The organism is Enterobacter sp. Sphag1F (assembly GCF_014193275.1).
Lineage (GTDB): Bacteria > Pseudomonadota > Gammaproteobacteria > Enterobacterales > Enterobacteriaceae > Pantoea > Pantoea symbiotica.
Map to the genome: position 1 here is coordinate 101,410 of NZ_JACHZD010000003.1, position 18,027 is coordinate 119,436.

Annotated in this window: 18 protein-coding genes; 11 read left to right on the top strand and 7 right to left on the bottom strand. The window is 54.1% G+C overall.

What is annotated here, in order from left to right:
• Nucleotides 1-11 precede the first annotated feature (11 nt).
• The 3 genes from aroP (at nt 12) to FHW71_RS11295 (ending at nt 3,886) form a co-directional block, all read left to right on the top strand.
• Nucleotides 12-1,367: an aromatic amino acid transporter AroP gene (aroP, locus tag FHW71_RS11285; protein WP_008108568.1), complete on the top strand. Its 1,356-nt coding sequence runs from the start codon at nt 12-14 to the stop codon at nt 1,365-1,367.
• A gap of 162 nt (nt 1,368-1,529) precedes the next feature.
• Nucleotides 1,530-2,936 (top strand): MFS transporter, encoded by a 1,407-nt coding sequence (locus tag FHW71_RS11290; RefSeq protein ID WP_154154170.1) that lies wholly within the window; start codon nt 1,530-1,532, stop codon nt 2,934-2,936.
• A complete protein-coding gene (locus tag FHW71_RS11295; RefSeq protein ID WP_154154173.1) occupies nt 2,933-3,886 on the top strand; it encodes a family 43 glycosylhydrolase in 954 nt (317 codons plus the stop codon). The genes FHW71_RS11290 and FHW71_RS11295 overlap by 4 nt, the downstream gene beginning before the upstream one ends.
• On the opposite strand, the gene ampE is transcribed toward FHW71_RS11295, so the two are convergent.
• Entirely contained in the window at nt 3,868-4,722 is an 855-nt protein-coding gene (gene ampE, locus FHW71_RS11300; RefSeq protein WP_061718110.1) for a beta-lactamase regulator AmpE, read from the bottom strand. The genes FHW71_RS11295 and ampE overlap by 19 nt on opposite strands.
• Before the next feature lie 16 nt (nt 4,723-4,738).
• A complete protein-coding gene (gene ampD / locus FHW71_RS11305; RefSeq protein ID WP_008108575.1) occupies nt 4,739-5,290 on the bottom strand; it encodes a 1,6-anhydro-N-acetylmuramyl-L-alanine amidase AmpD in 552 nt (183 codons plus the stop codon).
• 182 nt (nt 5,291-5,472) lie between these two features.
• On the opposite strand from ampD, the gene nadC reads away from it, so the two are divergent.
• The 4 genes from nadC (at nt 5,473) to hofC (ending at nt 9,569) form a co-directional block, all read left to right on the top strand.
• On the top strand, nt 5,473-6,369 hold the full coding sequence (nadC, locus tag FHW71_RS11310; RefSeq protein ID WP_179451978.1) for a carboxylating nicotinate-nucleotide diphosphorylase: 897 nt from the start codon (nt 5,473-5,475) through the stop codon (nt 6,367-6,369).
• 176 nt (nt 6,370-6,545) lie between these two features.
• The gene (gene ppdD / locus FHW71_RS11315) at nt 6,546-6,989 is read left to right on the top strand and encodes a prepilin peptidase-dependent pilin (protein ID WP_154154180.1); all 444 of its coding nucleotides are present in this window, start codon (nt 6,546-6,548) and stop codon (nt 6,987-6,989) included.
• Nucleotides 6,989-8,377: a type II secretion system protein GspE gene (gspE, locus tag FHW71_RS11320; RefSeq protein ID WP_179451977.1), complete on the top strand. Its 1,389-nt coding sequence runs from the start codon at nt 6,989-6,991 to the stop codon at nt 8,375-8,377. Before ppdD ends, gspE begins: the two co-directional genes overlap by 1 nt.
• Entirely contained in the window at nt 8,370-9,569 is a 1,200-nt protein-coding gene (gene hofC / locus FHW71_RS11325) for a protein transport protein HofC (protein WP_061718115.1), read from the top strand. The genes gspE and hofC overlap by 8 nt, the downstream gene beginning before the upstream one ends.
• A 33-nt stretch (nt 9,570-9,602) precedes the next feature.
• Here the strand turns inward: hofC and FHW71_RS11330 are convergent, their stop codons facing one another.
• Entirely contained in the window at nt 9,603-10,643 is a 1,041-nt protein-coding gene (locus tag FHW71_RS11330; protein WP_179451976.1) for a GMP reductase, read from the bottom strand.
• A gap of 218 nt (nt 10,644-10,861) precedes the next feature.
• On the opposite strand from FHW71_RS11330, the gene coaE reads away from it, so the two are divergent.
• From coaE to yacG, 3 genes are read left to right on the top strand one after another with little or no spacing between them, the layout of a single operon-like run.
• Nucleotides 10,862-11,470, top strand: a complete 609-nt coding sequence (coaE, locus tag FHW71_RS11335; protein ID WP_179451975.1) for a dephospho-CoA kinase — start codon at nt 10,862-10,864, stop codon at nt 11,468-11,470.
• A gap of 4 nt (nt 11,471-11,474) precedes the next feature.
• Entirely contained in the window at nt 11,475-12,218 is a 744-nt protein-coding gene (gene zapD, locus FHW71_RS11340; protein ID WP_061718118.1) for a cell division protein ZapD, read from the top strand.
• A gap of 8 nt (nt 12,219-12,226) precedes the next feature.
• Nucleotides 12,227-12,424, top strand: coding sequence for a DNA gyrase inhibitor YacG (gene yacG, locus FHW71_RS11345; protein WP_061718119.1), 198 nt, complete (start codon nt 12,227-12,229; stop codon nt 12,422-12,424).
• 27 nt (nt 12,425-12,451) lie between these two features.
• Here the strand turns inward: yacG and mutT are convergent, their stop codons facing one another.
• On the bottom strand, nt 12,452-12,847 hold the full coding sequence (gene mutT, locus FHW71_RS11350; RefSeq protein WP_179451974.1) for an 8-oxo-dGTP diphosphatase MutT: 396 nt from the start codon (nt 12,845-12,847) through the stop codon (nt 12,452-12,454).
• A gap of 186 nt (nt 12,848-13,033) precedes the next feature.
• Here mutT and FHW71_RS11355 point away from each other — a divergent pair, with 186 nt between their 5' ends.
• Nucleotides 13,034-13,420 (top strand): response regulator, encoded by a 387-nt coding sequence (locus FHW71_RS11355; RefSeq protein WP_179451973.1) that lies wholly within the window; start codon nt 13,034-13,036, stop codon nt 13,418-13,420.
• Nucleotides 13,421-13,459: 39 nt separating this feature from the next.
• Here the strand turns inward: FHW71_RS11355 and secA are convergent, their stop codons facing one another.
• From secA to lpxC, 3 genes are all read right to left on the bottom strand, one after another.
• The gene (secA, locus tag FHW71_RS11360; RefSeq protein WP_179451972.1) at nt 13,460-16,165 is read right to left on the bottom strand and encodes a preprotein translocase subunit SecA; all 2,706 of its coding nucleotides are present in this window, start codon (nt 16,163-16,165) and stop codon (nt 13,460-13,462) included.
• A 76-nt stretch (nt 16,166-16,241) separates the two neighbouring features.
• Complete coding sequence (secM, locus tag FHW71_RS11365; RefSeq protein ID WP_353620990.1) at nt 16,242-16,742, bottom strand: secA translation cis-regulator SecM; 501 nt, start codon at nt 16,740-16,742, stop codon at nt 16,242-16,244.
• A 274-nt stretch (nt 16,743-17,016) separates the two neighbouring features.
• Nucleotides 17,017-17,934 (bottom strand): UDP-3-O-acyl-N-acetylglucosamine deacetylase, encoded by a 918-nt coding sequence (gene lpxC, locus FHW71_RS11370; protein WP_007888639.1) that lies wholly within the window; start codon nt 17,932-17,934, stop codon nt 17,017-17,019.
• Nucleotides 17,935-18,027: the final 93 nt, after the last annotated feature.

An 18,027-nucleotide genomic window follows, 5' to 3' on the forward strand; every position in this document is an offset into this window, starting at 1 on the left:
ACGAGGTTTGTATGGAACAACAGCATGGCGACACGCTGCATCGCGGCTTAAAGAATCGCCATATTCAGCTGATTGCGCTGGGCGGAGCCGTAGGTACTGGCCTGTTTCTGGGCAGCGCATCAGTGATTAAATCGGCCGGTCCTGCCGTGATTCTCGGTTACGCGATCGCCGGTTTTATTGCCTTTCTGATTATGCGCCAACTGGGCGAAATGGTGGTTGAAGAGCCGGTTGCCGGTAGCTTCAGCCACTTCGCCTACAAATACTGGGGCAACTTCGCCGGTTTCGCCTCGGGCTGGAACTACTGGGTGCTGTATGTGCTTGTGGCGATGGCTGAGCTGACCGCCGTCGGTAAATACGTGCAGTTCTGGTGGCCAGATTTCCCAACCTGGGCCACGGCTGCCATCTTCTTTGTGCTGATCAACGCCATCAACCTGACCAACGTGAAAGTGTTTGGTGAGATGGAGTTCTGGTTCGCGATTATCAAAGTGGTCGCGGTCATCGGCATGATCCTGTTCGGTGGCTGGTTGCTGTTTAGCGGCAACGGCGGCCCACAAGCGAGCGTCAGCAATCTGTGGGATCAGGGCGGCTTCCTGCCACACGGTATGACCGGCTTAGTGATGATGATGGCGATTATCATGTTCTCCTTTGGGGGTCTGGAGCTGGTGGGCATCACCGCTGCGGAAGCCGATAATCCGCAAGAAAGCATCCCTAAAGCCACCAATCAGGTGCTGTGGCGTATCCTGATTTTCTATATCGGTTCACTGGCAGTGCTGCTCTCGCTGCTGCCATGGACGCGCGTAACGGCGGATACCAGCCCGTTCGTGCTGATCTTCCACGAGCTGGGCGATGCCTTTGTGGCCAACGCGCTGAACGTGGTAATCCTGACGGCAGCGCTGTCGGTCTACAACAGCTGCGTTTACTGCAACAGCCGCATGCTGTTTGGCCTGGCGCAACAGGGCAACGCGCCGAAAGCGCTGCTGAAAGTTGATAGCCGTGGCGTGCCGGTCGCGACCATTCTGGTCTCAGCCGTTGCGACCCTGCTGTGTGTACTGATCAACTACCTGATGCCGGGCGAAGCCTTTGGCCTGCTGATGGCACTGGTGGTCTCTGCGCTGGTGATCAACTGGGCGATGATCAGCCTCGCGCACCTGAAATTCCGTAAGAAGAAAGACCAGCAAGGTGTGACCACGCGCTTCAAAGCGGTGCTCTATCCGCTGGGTAACTGGATTTGCCTGGTGTTCCTCGCCGGTGTGCTGGTGATCATGTTGATGACGCCGGGTATGGCGATTTCGGTATGGCTGATCCCGGTCTGGCTGGTGATTCTGGCTATCGGTTACACCATCAAGAACAAACTACAGAAAGCGTAATGTTGTTCTATGCCCGGCACGCCGTTGCCGGGCAGCACTTCTGATCTGGCTCACACTTTTCCCCGGCCGCGCGTTTTGTCCATCTACCCGACCATTTGCTCCCCAGCAGATTACTGATTTTGTACAGATAATTCCTGCTCATCATATCGCTGGAGACGATCAATGAAAGGAGCAGCCCTCTCGTTCAGGGAGAAACTGGGATATGGCATGGGCGATGCCGGATGCAACATGATTGGCGGTGCCATCATGCTATTCCTCAATTATTTCTACACTGATGTATTCGGTTTAGCCCCGGCGCTGGTCGGCACACTGTTGCTGTCAGTGCGCGTACTCGACGCGATTACCGATCCGATCATGGGCGCGATTGCCGACCGCACGCAAAGCCGCTGGGGCCGTTTCCGCCCGTGGCTGCTGTGGGTTTCCGTGCCTTACGTGCTGTTTAGCGTGTTGATGTTCACCACACCTGAATGGAGCTACGACAACAAGGTCATCTGGGCGTTTGTCACCTACTTCCTGATGTCACTCACTTACACCGCCATCAACATTCCTTACTGCTCGCTGGGCGGTGTGATTACCAACGATCCGGGAGAGCGCGTTTCCTGTCAGTCTTATCGCTTTGTGATGGTGGGGATTGCCACGCTGATCCTCTCACTTTCGCTGCTGCCGATGGCTGAATGGTTTGGCGGCGACAACAAAGCACGCGGCTATCAACTGGCGATGAGCGTGCTGGCGCTGATTGGTCTGGTGATGTTCCTGTTCTGCTTTGCCACGGTGCGTGAGCGCATTCGCCCTGCCACGCCAAGCAACGATGATTTGAAACAAGACCTGCGCGACGTATGGAAAAACGATCAGTGGGTGCGCATTCTGCTGCTGACCTTCTGCAACGTCTGCCCCGGTTTTATCCGCATGGCCGCCACCATGTATTACGTCACCTGGGTGATGGGGCAATCTACGCACTTTGCCACGCTGTTTATCAGCCTTGGCGTGATCGGCATGATGTTCGGCAGCACGCTGGCGAAAATCCTCACCGATCGCTGGTGCAAGCTCAAGGTGTTCTTCTGGACCAACATCGCGCTGGCGCTGTTCTCCTGCGGCTTCTACTGGATTGATCCGCACGCCACTGTTGCGGTGGTGATCGCCTACTTCCTGCTGAATATCCTGCATCAAATTCCGTCGCCGCTGCACTGGTCGCTAATGGCCGACGTGGATGATTACGGCGAATGGAAAACCGGCAAACGCATCACCGGTATGAGCTTCTCCGGCAACCTGTTCTTCCTCAAAGTAGGATTGGCGGTTGCAGGCGCGATGGTCGGTTTCCTGCTGTCAATTTACGGCTACGATGCTGGCGCAAAACAGCAGGCACCCAACGCCATAAACGGCATCATGCTGCTGTTCACGGTAATTCCGGGCGTCGGATATCTGATTACCGCCGGCGTAGTGCGTTTAATGAAAGTGGATCGCAACTTAATGCGTACGATTCAGGCCGATCTGGCGCTGCGCCGTGCCCATTCACACCACGAATCCCCTATCGCGTCCTCTGCGACTGCGCAACCTGGAGAGATCAAATGAGCTGGCCCAATCCTTTTATTACTCAACGCGCCGATCCCTTTATTCTGCGCCATGCCGATGGCTACTACTTTATCGCCTCGGTGCCGGAATATGACCGACTGGAGATTCGCTATGCCTCGACGCTGGCTGGCCTGATTGAGGCAGAAGCGGTAACGGTGTGGCACAAGCCGGATACCGGCCCGTTCAGCGCGCTGATTTGGGCGCCGGAGTTGCATCACATCAACGGGCAATGGGTGATCTATTTCGCCGCCGCACCGACGCGTGCAATTAAAGATGGCCTGTTCCAGCACCGCATGTATGCGCTGGTATGTAATGATGCCGACCCGCTAAGCGGTAACTGGCAGCCCTGCCGCCGCGTACATACGCCCATCGACTCCTTCTCTCTCGATGCGACGTATTTCCAGCATCAAGGCAAACATTGGTATCTGTGGGCGCAAAAAGATCCGGCGATTCCCGGAAACTCCAACCTGTATCTCGCTGAGTTACTCAATCCGTGGACGTTGAAAAGCGCCCCGCTGATGTTGAGCCGACCGGAGTATGAATGGGAGTGCGCGGGATTCAGCGTCAACGAAGGACCGGCGGTAATTCAGCATGGCGACAAGCTGTTTATCACCTATTCCGCCAGCGCGACTGATGAAAATTACTGCCTGGGAATATTAAGTATTGATGTGTTAGCCGATCCGCTCAACATCAGCGCCTGGCATAAGTCCGCGCGGCCGGTATTTGCCACCAGCTGGGATAATCAGCAATACGGACCGGGACACAACAGCTTTACGGTGGATGAAGCGGGAAGAGCGGTGCTGGTGTATCACGCGCGCAATTACACCGAAATCGAGGGCGATCCGCTATGGGATCCGAATCGCCATACGCGTTTGAAATACTTTGACTGGCGCGAAGACGGCACACCGGATTTCGGCGTGCCGCCCGCCGATCACACCAGCGTGCCGTAGATAGTCAACAGCGCGACCACCACCACCAGCACCAGAGAAATACGTTTCGCCAACGCCACCGCAACCCGTGGCGTTTCGACTTTATCCATGTGCGGATCGCGTGCCAGCGAGAACTGCGCCAGGCTGGTCAGCACCTGATATTGCGGGCGATGCAGATCGCCCAACGCGGCAAACCAGGCTGGCAGCGCACGTTCGCCGTGGCCGAGCAGCGCGTAAGCCACGCCGGCCAAACGCACCGGGATCCAGTCCAGCACATGCAGCAGACGATCAACGCCAGACTGCGAGCGCTCCAGCGGCGAATGATGTTTCGCCAGCCAACTCTGCCAGGCGCGCAGAAACGCATAACCCACCAGCAGCACCGGGCCGTAAGGTCCACCGACCACAAACCAGAACAGCGGCGCAAGATAGAAGCGGAAGTTAATCCAAATCAGCGCGTTTTGCAGTTCACGCAGGAATTCGCGCTCGCTGCATTCAACTGGCACACCGTGAATCAGCGTCAGTTCGGCCGCCATCGCTTGATGTGCCGCTTCATCGTCATGACTCGCGGCTTTGAGATAGCTGTGATAGTGCAGTCGTACCGAACCCGCGCCGATACACAGCAATCCCACTAAAATCCAGAACAACAGTTGCGCCACGCCAAACAGAATGCCTTTCAGGCTCCACACCACCAGCCAGACAATCAGCATCGCTATCACTGTCATCATCAGCGTGCGCAGCAGGGAAAAACGCTGGCGGCCACGAAACAGCGGCTCAAGCCGATGGTCCAGTTGCCAATGCTCACCCAACTTAAAAAGGCGTTCCCAACCTAAAACTAATAACAAGCTAAACAACGTCATACCCGCTCCTGCTGTCTCAGGGATTCTCCTGCCTGATGGATTCTTTATAGCGCAACCAGTCAAAAGAGGAACCGGGATCGGTTTTCCGCTCTGGTGCGATATCGCTATGGCCTGTGATGCGCGCAGGCGTCAACGGATAGTGCTGCAACAGCAGGTGAGTCACCTGTTGCAAAGTCGCGTACTGCGCATCGGTATAGGGCAGCGTATCGGTGCCTTCCAGTTCAATGCCCATGGAAAAATCGTTGCAGCTTTCACGACCCTCAAACTGCGACACGCCGGCGTGCCAGGCGCGCTGATCGAAAGAGACATATTGCACCAGCTCGCCGTCGCGGCGGATTAAGCAGTGCGCCGCCACACGTAAATGGGCGATGTCCGCAAAATAGGGATGCGCATCGGCAGGCAACGTGCCGGTAAACAAGCGATCGATCCACGGCCCGCCAAACTCACCGGGCGGTAAGCTGATGTTATGAATCACCAACAGCGAGGGCACTTCATCATTTGGACGCTGATTGAAGTGTGGTGAAGGTACTTTACGTGCGCTGGTAATCCAGCCCTCTTCCAGTTTCATGCTGTTAAATCCTAACCAAAATCAGGCTGAGAATAACATGTTTCACCCAGCAGACTTGCGACTTAATGCGCCGCTACAGGTGAGTTCAGGATACTAAACATTTCACCGCGAGCAACTGGCAATGACCGATAAATCAGGCTAAGGTGAGCGCACGAAATCTCGTCTTGTGGAGTGGCAAAACCATGGCAACGCGTCGTTACGATCCCGATCATCGCCGTCAGGAACTGATTAAACGTATTGAACAGGATATTCCGGAAGCCGTTGCCCGTGCGCTTCAGGAAGATTTAGGCGGCGAAGTAGATGCAGATCGCGATATCACCGCGTTGCTGCTGCCGGCTGAAAAACAGGCGGTGGCAAAAGTCATCACCCGTGAAGCCGGTGTTTTTTGTGGTAAACGCTGGGTGGAAGAAGTCTTTATCCAGCTTGGTAATAAAGTCACCCTTACCTGGCATGTTGAAGATGGACAAACGCTGGTTGCCGATCAGTTGCTGTTCGAGCTTACCGGCCCGGCGCGCCTGCTGTTAACCGCAGAGCGCACCGCGCTCAATTTCGTGCAAACGCTGTCCGGCGTGGCCACCGAGGTCAGCCGTTATGTCGCCCTGCTGGCGGGCAGCGAAACGCAGCTGCTTGATACGCGCAAGACCTTGCCAGGCCTGCGTACCGCGTTGAAATATGCAGTGCTGTGCGGTGGCGGTAACAACCATCGTTTAGGCCTGTCGGATGCTTTTCTTATCAAAGAGAACCACATTATCGCCAGCGGCTCGGTGCGTAACGCCGTAGAAAAAGCGCTGTGGCTGTCGCCTGATGTGCCGGTAGAAGTTGAAGTCGAATCGCTGACAGAACTGCAGGATGCCATCGATGCTGGAGCGGACATCATCATGCTCGACAACTTCAGCCTTGAGATGATGCATGAAGCGGTTGCGCTAACCAACAAGCGCGCGCTGCTGGAAGTCTCTGGCAACGTAACCGAAATCACGCTGCCGCACATTGCCCAGACCGGCGTTGATTATGTCTCTGTCGGCGCGCTGACCAAACATGTGCGTGCGCTGGATCTGTCGATGCGTTTCCGCGAACTTTGATGCTCTGCATCTGCCGTATGTAAGTGGCGGATATGCGAGATGGCTTCCAAAGTTATGCTATTCCCGCTGTAATCCTAACGATTCTCTGCGCGATGCTTTCCAGCCTCGCGCAGGCCTGACTTCCGCTTTTCCTCGCCCTTTTCTACCGTAGCGGCTCCACAACAAGGAGCCTCACTATGGACAGACAACGCGGTTTTACTCTAATTGAATTGATGATTGTGATTGGCATCGTCGCCATTCTCAGCGCCATCGGTTTACCGGCTTATCAAAACTATCTGCAACGCGCAGCACTCACCGACATGCTGCAAACCATGGTTTCGTACAAAACAGCCGTAGAACTCTGCGCCATTGAGCGCGGCGGGCCCGCTCAGTGTCAGGCAGGACAACGCGGCATTCCGGTGGCCAAAGGATCGCGCTATGTGGCAACGCTCAGCGTGGTTAACGGAACCATCAACCTGACCGGCCAGGAAAGTCTTAGCGGATTGACGGTTGAAATGCTGCCGATTTGGAGCGCAACCGATGGCACGTTGAGCTGGCAACGCAGTTGCACCAGCGATAACAGCAGCCTGCGCGATAGCTGCCTTGAGCAGTTCCGCTTTGCCGACAAGGATGCCAACTGATGGACAATCCTAATAGTGCGCTGCATGCGTTGTGCGCACGTTATCAGGCGGTGATTCTGCACCATGACGCCACGCTATTGCGCGTTGCGGTAGCCGACACGCCCGACCCGCTGCTGCTGGAGGCGTTACAGTTCGCCAGCCAGTGCAAGGTGGATGTCGAGTGCTGGCCTGCAGCACGTCTTGAGCAGTTACTGCACGAACCGGATGCCGTCGCCGCACCGCGAGAACACGCCAGCGCAGAGTCCGCGATTAACGCGGTCGATCAGATTTTGCGCCAGGCCATTCAGCGCCGCGCCTCAGATGTGCATTTCGAACCGCAGCGCCATGGATTGCGGGTGCGTCTGCGCATCGATGGCGTGTTGCACAAACTGCCTCCGCCCTCTGAAACACAACCCGCTGCGATCCTGGCGCGTTTGAAAATCCTCGGTGGATTGGACATCGCTGAACGACGTCTACCGCAGGACGGACAGTTTACGCTGGAAATAGACGACAAACTGGCAGCGTTCCGTCTTTCAACGCTGCCGGTAAGCCAGGGTGAAAAAGCCGTGGTGCGACTGCTGCAAAGTGAAAACAGCGCCATCACGCTCGATAAACTCGGCATGCCCGCCGCCCAGCTGCGTTTGCTGAAAAGTGCGCTGGCGAAACCGCAGGGTTTGATTCTGGTCACCGGCCCGACCGGCAGCGGTAAAACCTTCACGCTCTATAGCGGATTAAGCGCGCTGAACGTGCCGGAAAAGAATGTATGCAGCGTGGAAGATCCGGTTGAGATCCCGCTGGATGGCATCAATCAAACGCAGATCCAACCGCGCAGCGGGCTTGATTTCAATCGTGTACTGCGCGCCCTGCTGCGCCAGGATCCTGATGTGATTATGGTAGGGGAAATTCGTGATGCCGAAACGGCCAGCATCGCCGTCAAAGCCGCGCAGACCGGCCATCTGGTGCTTTCCACACTGCATACCAACTCAACCGCCGAAACGTTGACGCGCCTGCGCCAGATGGATATTCCCGGCTATCTGCTGGGTCCCGCTTTGCAGTTGGTGGTGGCGCAGCGTCTGGTCAGGCGCCTGTGCGTGCATTGTCGCCAGCCGGGACAAGCTATCGCCCATCTGCCAGCCGAACTCTGGCCGGGTACGCTGCAAACCTGGCGAGCACCCGGCTGCGATCACTGCTTCTCCGGCTATTACGGGCGACTGGCGCTGTTTGAAGTCTTGCCGGTAACCAGCAAATTGCAAAATGCTATTTCGGCAGATATGCCGCTGGAACATCTGCTCATGCTGGCAAATGAACAGGGAATGAAAACCTTGCTGGCTGCGGGGCTGGAAGCGGTAAGTCGCGGCGATACGTCCTTTGAAGAGATGCAGCGCGTGGTGGGATTGGGCGATGGCTAATCTCTATCATTTCCGCTGGCAGGCGCTCGATACCATGGGCGTGCTGCAGGAAGGCGAATCACTCAATGCCAGCCAGGATGCGTTGCTCAATCAACTCTCCGATCGCGGCATGCTGCCGGTGAGCTGGCAGCGTGGAAAATGCTGGCGTTCGCGCGACTGGAAGTGGCAGCAGAAAATCGACCTGGTGCGGCAACTGGCGACGCTGCTGAAGGCCGGTTTGCCGCTGGCGGAAAGTTTGATTCTGTTGGCAGAAGGCCATCCCCATGCCGGTTGGCGGGTATTACTTAAGGGATTGCAGCGCCGCGTTATCGCCGGTGAGCCCTTCTCACAAGCCTTGCAGGAGTGGCCGCAGATCTTTCCACCATTGTTTCCCGCTTTGATGCAAGTGGGTGAGTTAACCGGCCAGCTCGATGAGTGCTGTCGCCAGTTGGCGCAGCAGCAAAGTAAACAGCAATACTTACGGCAGAAAGTGGTCAAGGCGCTGCGTTATCCGCTGTTTATCTTGCTGGTGGCGCTGGCGGTCAGTGCTGGCATGCTGCTGTTTGTTTTGCCGGAGTTTGTCTCCGTCTATGCCAGCTTTGATGCACCGCTACCCGCTTTTACTGCCGCAGTGATGTCGCTCTCAGAACTGCTGCAAAAAGCTGCACTGCCGCTGTCGCTGATATGCGCCGTATTTATCGGGATTGTGCAGCAAATTTATCGTCGTTCAGTAGCGTGGCAAAAGCGCGTCCATCAATGGCTGCTGCGCATGCCGCTGTTATCGCCGCTGTGGCGCGGCGGGCAGCTCAGCCAGATATACGCCATCCTGCAACTTACGCAGCAATCCGGTTTAACCTTGCTGCAAAGTCTGCAGGCAGTTGAGGTGACGCTGGTTTCCCGGTTGTGGCGCGATGCCATCATTCAGTTGCAGCAGCACATTGCTGCGGGTGCGCCGCTGCATCAGGCGCTGCAACAACATCTGCTGTTCACTCCCCTTTGTGCCCAGCTAATCCGAGTGGGCGAAGAAGCGGGTGCGCTGGATGTGATGCTGGCACGTCTGGCGGAATGGCATGAAGCACAAACGTTAGCGCGCGCTGATGCTCTGGCGGCATCGCTGGAACCGATGATGATGGTGGTAATTGGCGGAATTGTTGGCACGTTAGTGATTGCGATGTATCTGCCGGTATTTGGTCTTGGCGATGCAATTCGCTAACGGGCACGCGCGATGCGCGCCCGATGTCTGAGATCAGCGAGTGAACACGCGGTTCTCTTGTTCAGCAACGCGGATAAAGGTGGTGCGTTTCGTCAGCTCTTTCAATCGTTCCGCACCGACGTAGGTGCAAGCTGACCGTAAGCCACCGAGGATATCTTTAACCGTCTCCTCAACCGGGCCGCGCACCGGTAGGCGCACGGTTTTTCCTTCCGCCGCACGGTATTGCGCAACACCGCCAACGTGGCGTTTCATTGCCGATTCGGAGCTCATGCCGTAGAACAGCATAAATTTCTCGCCCTGCTCTTCAACGACGGTTCCTTCGCACTCGTCGTGGGCCGCAAGCATGCCGCCGAGCATGGTGAAGTCTGCGCCACCACCAAAAGCTTTGGCAATGTCACCCGGAACCGAGCAGCCGCCGTCGCTGACGATCTGTCCGCCTAAGCCGTGTGCCGCATCCGCGCACTCGATAACGGCCGAAAGCTGAGGATAGCCAACGCCAGTTTTAACGCGTGTGGTGCAAACCGAGCCGGGACCAATGCCCACTTTGACGATGTCTGCGCCAGACAAAATCAGCTCTTCCACCATTTCACCGGTGACCACGTTACCTGCGCAGATGGTTTTACCCGGGAAGCTTTCACGCACGCGCAGCAGGAACTGAACAAAGTGCTCAGAGTAACCGTTAGCAACGTCGATGCAGATAAAGTTAAGCTGCGGTGATAGCGCCAGAATGGCGGATAACTTGGTGAAATCTGATTCTGAGGTACCGGATGAAACCATTACATGACCCAGCACCGCCGCTGGCACGCGCTGCACAAATGTCTGCCACTCTTGCACGCTGTAATGTTTATGCACTGCGGTCAGTACGTTAAAACTCGCCAGGGCTTCAGCCATCGTGAAAGTACCGACGGTATCCATGTTGGCGGCAATAATCGGTATGCCGCTCCAGTTCAAGCCTGAGTGTTTAAAGGTGAAGGTGCGTTCCAGTTCAACCTCGGAACGGCTTTTCAATGTGGAACGTTTTGGGCGGATCAAAACATCTTTAAAGCCCAATTTTAGATCTTCTTCAATGCGCATAGCTGATTATCCTGGTTAGTGACGACGAACCGCGGTTCGGGTAGCGCTCACGGCTCCAGTGTCGTTATCATACGCGCCATTCGTTCCGCGACAAGACTGCGAATTTCACTTTATTTAGGCTACAATCCCTTAAATTTAGCTGAGAAAATTGATTGTGATCATGCTCTCATCTTGCTGTGGTTAATCGCCGCTCACGATATAAATTTTGCGAGAACGTTATGCCTTATACCGTTGCGCTCACCGGCGGCATTGGCAGTGGTAAAACCACTATTGCCAACGCTTTCGCAGCGCTAGGCGTTGATATTATTGACGCTGACGTCATTGCCAGAGAAGTTGTTGAGCCTGGAACGCCGGCCTTAAAGGCGATTGCTCAACGTCATGGAGACACCATTCTGACGGCAGAAGGCACGCTCTATCGTGCACGGCTTCGTGAAATTATTTTCCAGCAGCCACATGAGAAAAACTGGCTCAATCAATTGCTTCATCCACTTATTAATGCCCGCACGCAACAATTAAAGTTACTGGCTACTTCACCTTATGTGCTTTGGGTGGTGCCGCTGTTGGTCGAAAACGGCTTACAGCATCAGGCCGATCGCGTGTTGGTTGTGGATGTGGATACCGCCACGCAGTTGCAACGCACACAACAGCGGGATGGCATTTCGCTGAGTCAGGCGAAAAATATTCTTGCCGCACAGGCCAGTCGCGAACAGCGCATAGCCTGTGCGGATGACATCATTGATAACAGCGGTACACCTGAGCAGGTGCTACCGCGCGTTGCTGAGCTTCACCAGCGCTATCTGCGCATGGCAGCAACCGGAAAGGATTAACATCATGAGCACAGTGGTTCTGTTTGAACACCCTTTGAATGAGAAGATGCGTACCTGGCTGCGCGTCGAATATCTGATTGATCAGTTGCATGAAACGGTGCCGGTTAGCGGTTCGGTATCAGCACTTGGCGTGTTCCGCATCCTCAGTGATTTGCTGGATATTTTTGAGCGCGGCGATATGCGCACTGAATTGCTAAAAGAACTGGAGCGCCAACAGCAAAAGTTACGCGCATGGCTGGATGTGCCGGGCATTGACGAACTGCGCGTGAATAATTTGCGTCAGCAGTTGAAGCAATACTCAAGCGAACTGATGGCGGCACCGCGCATGGGCCAACAGTTGCGAGAAGATCGCCTGGTTGCTCTGGTGCGTCAGCGTCTGAGCATTCCCGGCGGCTGCTGCAGTTTCGATCTACCAAGCCTGCATATCTGGCTGCATCAGGAGCAAGCGGTGCGAGATGTTCAGGTCAATGGCTGGCTGGAATCACTGAATCCGTTGCGTAATAGTTTGACGATGATCCTCGATTTAGTGCGTCAGTCTGGCATTTTTCGTCATCAAACCAGCCTCAACGGCTTTTATCAGGATAACGCCGAAGGATCTGATTTGCTGCGCCTGCAATTGACGCTGGAAGACGCGCTCTATCCGCAAGTCTCGGGCCACAAAAGCCGTTATGCGATTCGTTTTCTGCCGTTAGACAGCGAACGCGGAGAAGTACCAGCGCGACTGAATTTTGAATTAGCTTGTTGTTAGAGGAAGTTATGCCGGAAGAGATTATTACCGTACCTTGCCCCAACTGTCGTCGCGATGTGATTTGGGATGAGTTGAGCCCGTGGCGGCCATTCTGCAGTAAACGTTGCCAGCTGATTGATTTAGGTGAATGGGCAGCAGAAGAGAAACGCATTCCCAGCAGCGGTGACCAGATGGACAGCGATGACTGGAGCGAAGAACAGCAGTGAAAAGTAAGGGGCTTTCCGCCCCTTCACTTAAATTTCGCCAGCCACTAATCTGCTAATCAGTTCATGGTTCGCAGGCGGAAATTCATCCGCGATCAAATCCTGCTGTTCGACCCAACGCTGTGGCTGACCTTCACGGCCATAAGGCTCGCCGTTCCAGCCTTCAACCAGAAAGAAATGCAGCGTAACGCGCAGATCTTCATAACTGTGATCGGCCTGACCAATTGCGCTTGCCGATGTGACTTCAATACCGGTTTCTTCCATCAACTCACGCTTGAGCGCCTGCTCGGCAGATTCATCTTGTTCAATTTTTCCGCCAGGAAACTCCCATTTATTCGCCATATAGGAGCTTGCCGCACGCTGGGCAAGGAAGATTTGACGTTCTGTATTGCGAATGATGCCCACCGCAACCTGCAGGTGTTTCATAAGCTGGATTCCGCTTTTAATAAATGAGCGCTGAGTGTAAATCAGACATCGAGTGATGTTAACCGTTGAGAGGAAAGTGACGTCCCGCGCCGCACAAAAGCCAGTGATTAAGACATGTCGTAATGATCGCAACCGGGAATGTTGGGAATACTCGCAGCCACTTTCTTCTGCCAAACCCGATTACCTATGGAATTCAAAGAAACAACGTTTCTGGCGCAAAATACGCCGGAACAATTACAAGCCCTACGCCATCTGGTATTTCATGACATCCTGACGTTAGACAGTGCTAAGAACACCTTAACATGGTGGCCTGAACACAAAGTTATTTCGTTGAATGAAGCGCAAAAACGATTTTTCTCCTGCCTGCTGCTGCGTATTACCTCAAAGCGTCAGATTATTGCCACGGTATGGAATGAGAGCTATCCGAGCATTAGCGACAACAATTACCATCAGCTACTGTTCCAAAGTCGGGCGCTGTTGAAGCGAGCTGGCTTGCCGGATGGTCTGCTAGTGACGCTACCGTATCATGGCGTACGCCTAAACGAAGAGAAACTAATGGCGATAACACGCTAAATCGTAAGCAAAAAAAGGAGCCCGAAGGCTCCTTTTTTATCAGGCCAGACGACCGTGGCACTGTTTGTATTTTTTGCCGGAACCACATGGGCAAAGATCGTTACGCCCCACTTTACGCTCTCCGCCTTGTGCGGCTAACGCTTCGGCTGCGGCGGTGGCATCATCAACGTGGCTCAGCTGTTGCTGCTGCGCTAAACGCTCTGCTTCCTCACGGCGCTGTTGCTCCATCGCTTCCACTTCTTCTGGCATGCGCACCTGAACTTTGCTCAGGGTACTGATCACTTCGTATTTCAGTGACTCCAGCATCGCCGCAAACATAGAGAAGGATTCACGTTTGTATTCCTGCTTCGGATCTTTCTGCGCATAACCGCGCAGATGAATACCCTGACGCAGATAATCCATCGCCGCAAGATGCTCTTTCCACAACGAATCCAGCGTTTGCAGCATCACGCCTTTCTCGAAGTTGCGCATCATCTCTTCGCCGACCACTTCTTCTTTGGCAGCATAGTTTTCCGCAGCGTGAGTCATGATGCGTTCGCGCAGCGTCTCTTCATGAAGATCAGGCTCTTCATCCAACCACTCAGCAATAGGCAGATTCAGATCAAAGTCGTTACGCAGACGCTCTTCCAGACCGGCAACATCCCACATCTCTTCCAGTGACTGCGGCGGAATGTAGGTATCAATGGTGGTTTTGTAGACGTCTTCACGAATGCTGTTGATGGTTTCAGACACATCAGACACATCCAGCAGTTCGTTACGCTGGCTGTAGATGGCGCGACGCTGATCGTTAGCAACGTCATCGTATTCCAGTAGCTGTTTACGAATATCGAAGTTGCGGCTTTCTACTTTACGCTGAGCGTTGGCAATCGCTTTGGTCACCCATGGATGTTCAATTGCTTCGCCTGGCTTCATGCCCAGTTTACGCATCATGTTCGATACGCGATCTGAAGCAAAGATACGCATCAATGCATCTTCCATCGACAGGTAGAAGCGTGAAGAACCAGCATCACCCTGACGACCCGCACGACCACGCAGCTGGTTATCGATACGGCGAGATTCGTGACGCTCAGTACCAATGATGTGCAGACCGCCCGCAGCCAGCACCGCATCGTGACGCAGTTTCCACGCCTCTTTCATCTCCTGAATCTGTTCTTCGGTTGGCTCGTCCATCGCGGCAAGCTCAGCCTGCCAGCTACCGCCCAGCACGATATCGGTACCACGACCGGCCATGTTGGTTGCGATGGTAACCGCTGCAGGTTGACCCGCCTGAGCAACGATATCCGCTTCGCTGGCGTGGAATTTGGCGTTCAGTACGCTGTGCTTGATGCCCGCGCGCGTCAGTTCGTTGGAAACGACTTCCGATTTTTCAATCGAAATGGTACCCACCAACACCGGCTGCCCTTTGGCGGTACAGGCACGGATGTCTTCGATAATGGCGTCGATCTTCTCTTTCTCAGTCATGTAGACCAGATCGGCCATATCTTTACGCACCATCGGACGGTTAGTTGGCACCACGATTGTGTCGAGCTTGTAGATGGAGCTGAATTCGAATGCCTCAGTATCCGCGGTACCGGTCATACCGGCGAGTTTCTCGTAGATACGGAAGTAGTTCTGGAAGGTGATGGAAGCCAGCGTCTGGTTTTCGTTCTGGATTTCCACGCCTTCTTTCGCTTCAACCGCCTGATGCAGACCATCTGACCAGCGGCGACCTTGCATGGTACGACCGGTGTGCTCATCAACGATGACCACTTCGCCATCTTTAACGATGTAATCAACATCGCGAGTGAAGAGTGCATGAGCACGCAGCGCCGCAGTAACGTGGTGCATCAACATGATATTGGTCGGTGAGTAGAGTGACTCGCCTTCTACCATGATGTTTTGGCTAACCAGCAGCTCTTCAACTTTTACCAGACCGCGCTCGCTCATGTGTGCCTGGCGCGCTTTTTCATCGACCCAGAAATCACCTTCGCCCTGGAAGGTTTCAGAGTCTTCTTTTTCCTGACGCACCAGATGCGGGATGATCTTATTAACTTTGGTATACAGCTCAGAACTGTCTTCCGCCGGACCAGAGATGATCAGTGGCGTACGTGCTTCATCGATCAGGATTGAGTCGACTTCATCCACCAATGCGTAATGCAACTTACGCTGCACGCGCTCTTCCGGGCTGAACGCCATGTTGTCGCGCAGGTAGTCGAAGCCGTATTCGTTATTGGTGCCGTAGGTGATGTCAGCGGCATAAGCTGCACGCTTCGCCACGGCTGGCATGTTTGGCAGGTTGATACCGATGGTCAGGCCAAGGAATTCAAACAGCGCACGGTTATTTTCGGCGTCACGCTGCGCCAGATAGTCGTTGACGGTAACAACGTGCACGCCTTTGCCGCTCAATGCGTTCAGGTAAGCGGGCAAGGTCGCGGTCAGGGTTTTACCTTCACCGGTACGCATTTCTGCGATGCAGCGCTCGTTGAGCACCATGCCGCCAATCAGCTGCACATCAAAGTGACGCATACCGAATACGCGTTTACTCGCTTCACGTACGGTGGCAAAGGCTTCTGGGATCAGGCTTTCAAGGCTCTCGCCTTTTTTCAGACGCTCACGGAACAGGTCAGTTTTCGCTTTCAGTTCATCGTCAGAGAGCTTAACGAAATCCGGCTCCATCTTATTGATGACATCTACGATTTTACGCATACGGCGCAGAGTACGATCATTGCTGCTGCCGAACACTTTAGTTAACAATTTGATTAACATGATAAATTTTTCTCAATTCAGCCGTGGTCTCACGGACTGCAAAATCTGATACAGGATGTGGAAAAAACGTTAGCAGTTAAGCAATGAAAGGCCCGGCGCGGATGCCATGAATAGCAGCCTGCCAATCAGCAGAGGAATGGATTTGTGGTTCGTTGTGGCGCAGGTTTTGTTGCGGCTCAACAACAGTTAGCGCTTGCGCGGGAGAAGTCAGCAGCGCCTGAAGCGAACCAATCAGCGCCAGCTTTTGTGCCGCCAGCGGCACAGCTTGATCGGCCTCGGCCTGAGCGGGCGGCGTCATGCTAAACGAAAGGTGGCGAATAACCGTGCGAATCGCATGCTGGTGCCAGTAATCGACGTTGAAGTTAGGTCGACGCGCGCTTTCCTGCAGACGAATTAGATGATCAAAGTGGACAACATTGCCGACAAACAAGCTGCTGATCGGCGAATCATTTGCTTTGGGCTCAGCATTTTGCGCGCAGGCAGGCAAACCTAGACTGGCCGCCACCATCCCCAACAGGAGATGTGGCCAGAAATAGCGTCTGCCTAATTGTCGCCAGCGTGAGAAAATCCCGATCACAATCCGTCCACAATGCATTGAATAAAGTGATAAAGCGGTCGCCAAAATTAGCGTTACCCAGCTTATATGAGCGCCAGATGATAGCACTTATGTGGGGCTTCGACACCAGTGATTAAAGGGGCTTCGGCGGAATTCACGTTTTTTTGTACAGGGTTTCGCCACTCACTACAGCGAATTGAGATCGGTTTGGCAGGATTAAAAGCGAGGCAATAAAAAACGGCAGGTTCAACTGACCGGAGAGGGTGTCAGCGAAACCTGCCGTTTTATGTCTGACTTACGCCAGAACTAAATTTGGTGCTTTGAATGCCAGCGGCAGTTCAGCTTCATCTTCGAAGGTTGCCCATTCCCAGGCTTCCTGCTTAGCCAGAACCGCTTGCAGCAACTTGTTGTTCAACGCATGGCCCGATTTAAAGGCGGTAAACGCGCCGATAACATTGTGGCCGCACATGAACAGGTCGCCGATCGCATCGAGCATTTTATGACGAACAAATTCGTCTTCAAAGCGCAGACCGTCTTCGTTTAATACGCGGAAATCATCGAGGCCAATCGCACAATCTAAACTACCGCCCAGGCACAGGCCTTTAGACTGCAGATATTCGATTTCACGCATAAAGCCAAAAGTGCGCGCACGGCTGATTTGGCGAACAAAGTTCTCAGCCGAGAAGTTGAGCTGGTAACGCTGCGAGCTTGAGTCAATCGCTGGATGTTTGAAGTCGATAGTAAAGTCGAGTGAGAAACCGTTATACGGTTTGATCTCGGCCCACTTATCGCCATCTTCCACACGCACCGTTTGCTTAACGCGCACGAATTTCTTCGCGCTGTTCAGCTCTTCGATGCCTGCGTCCATCAGCAGATAGACAAAAGGCGCGGCACTGCCATCCATAATCGGGATTTCCGGTGCATCAACTTCAACAATAATGTTGTCAATGCCTAAGCCCGCCAATGCGGCGTTCAGATGTTCAACTGTTGAAATACGCACGCCTTCATCATTCACCAGGCAAGTACTCAGCATGGTGTCGCGCACATATTTTGCATCAGCCGGGAAATCTACCGGTGGATTCAAGTCAGTGCGACGATAGATGACCCCGGTGTTAGCCGACGCAGGGCGTAACGTCAGTGTGACTTTCTTGCCGGTATGTAAACCGACACCAGTCGCCTGAACAATACGTTTTAATGTCCTTTGTTTGATCATCGCTTTATCTCGCAATATTACCTGTCCGACCGCCAGTATAAATTACCAGCGGGCGAATACTTTAGCACAAAGAGCGGAGAATCCCAATTCTCG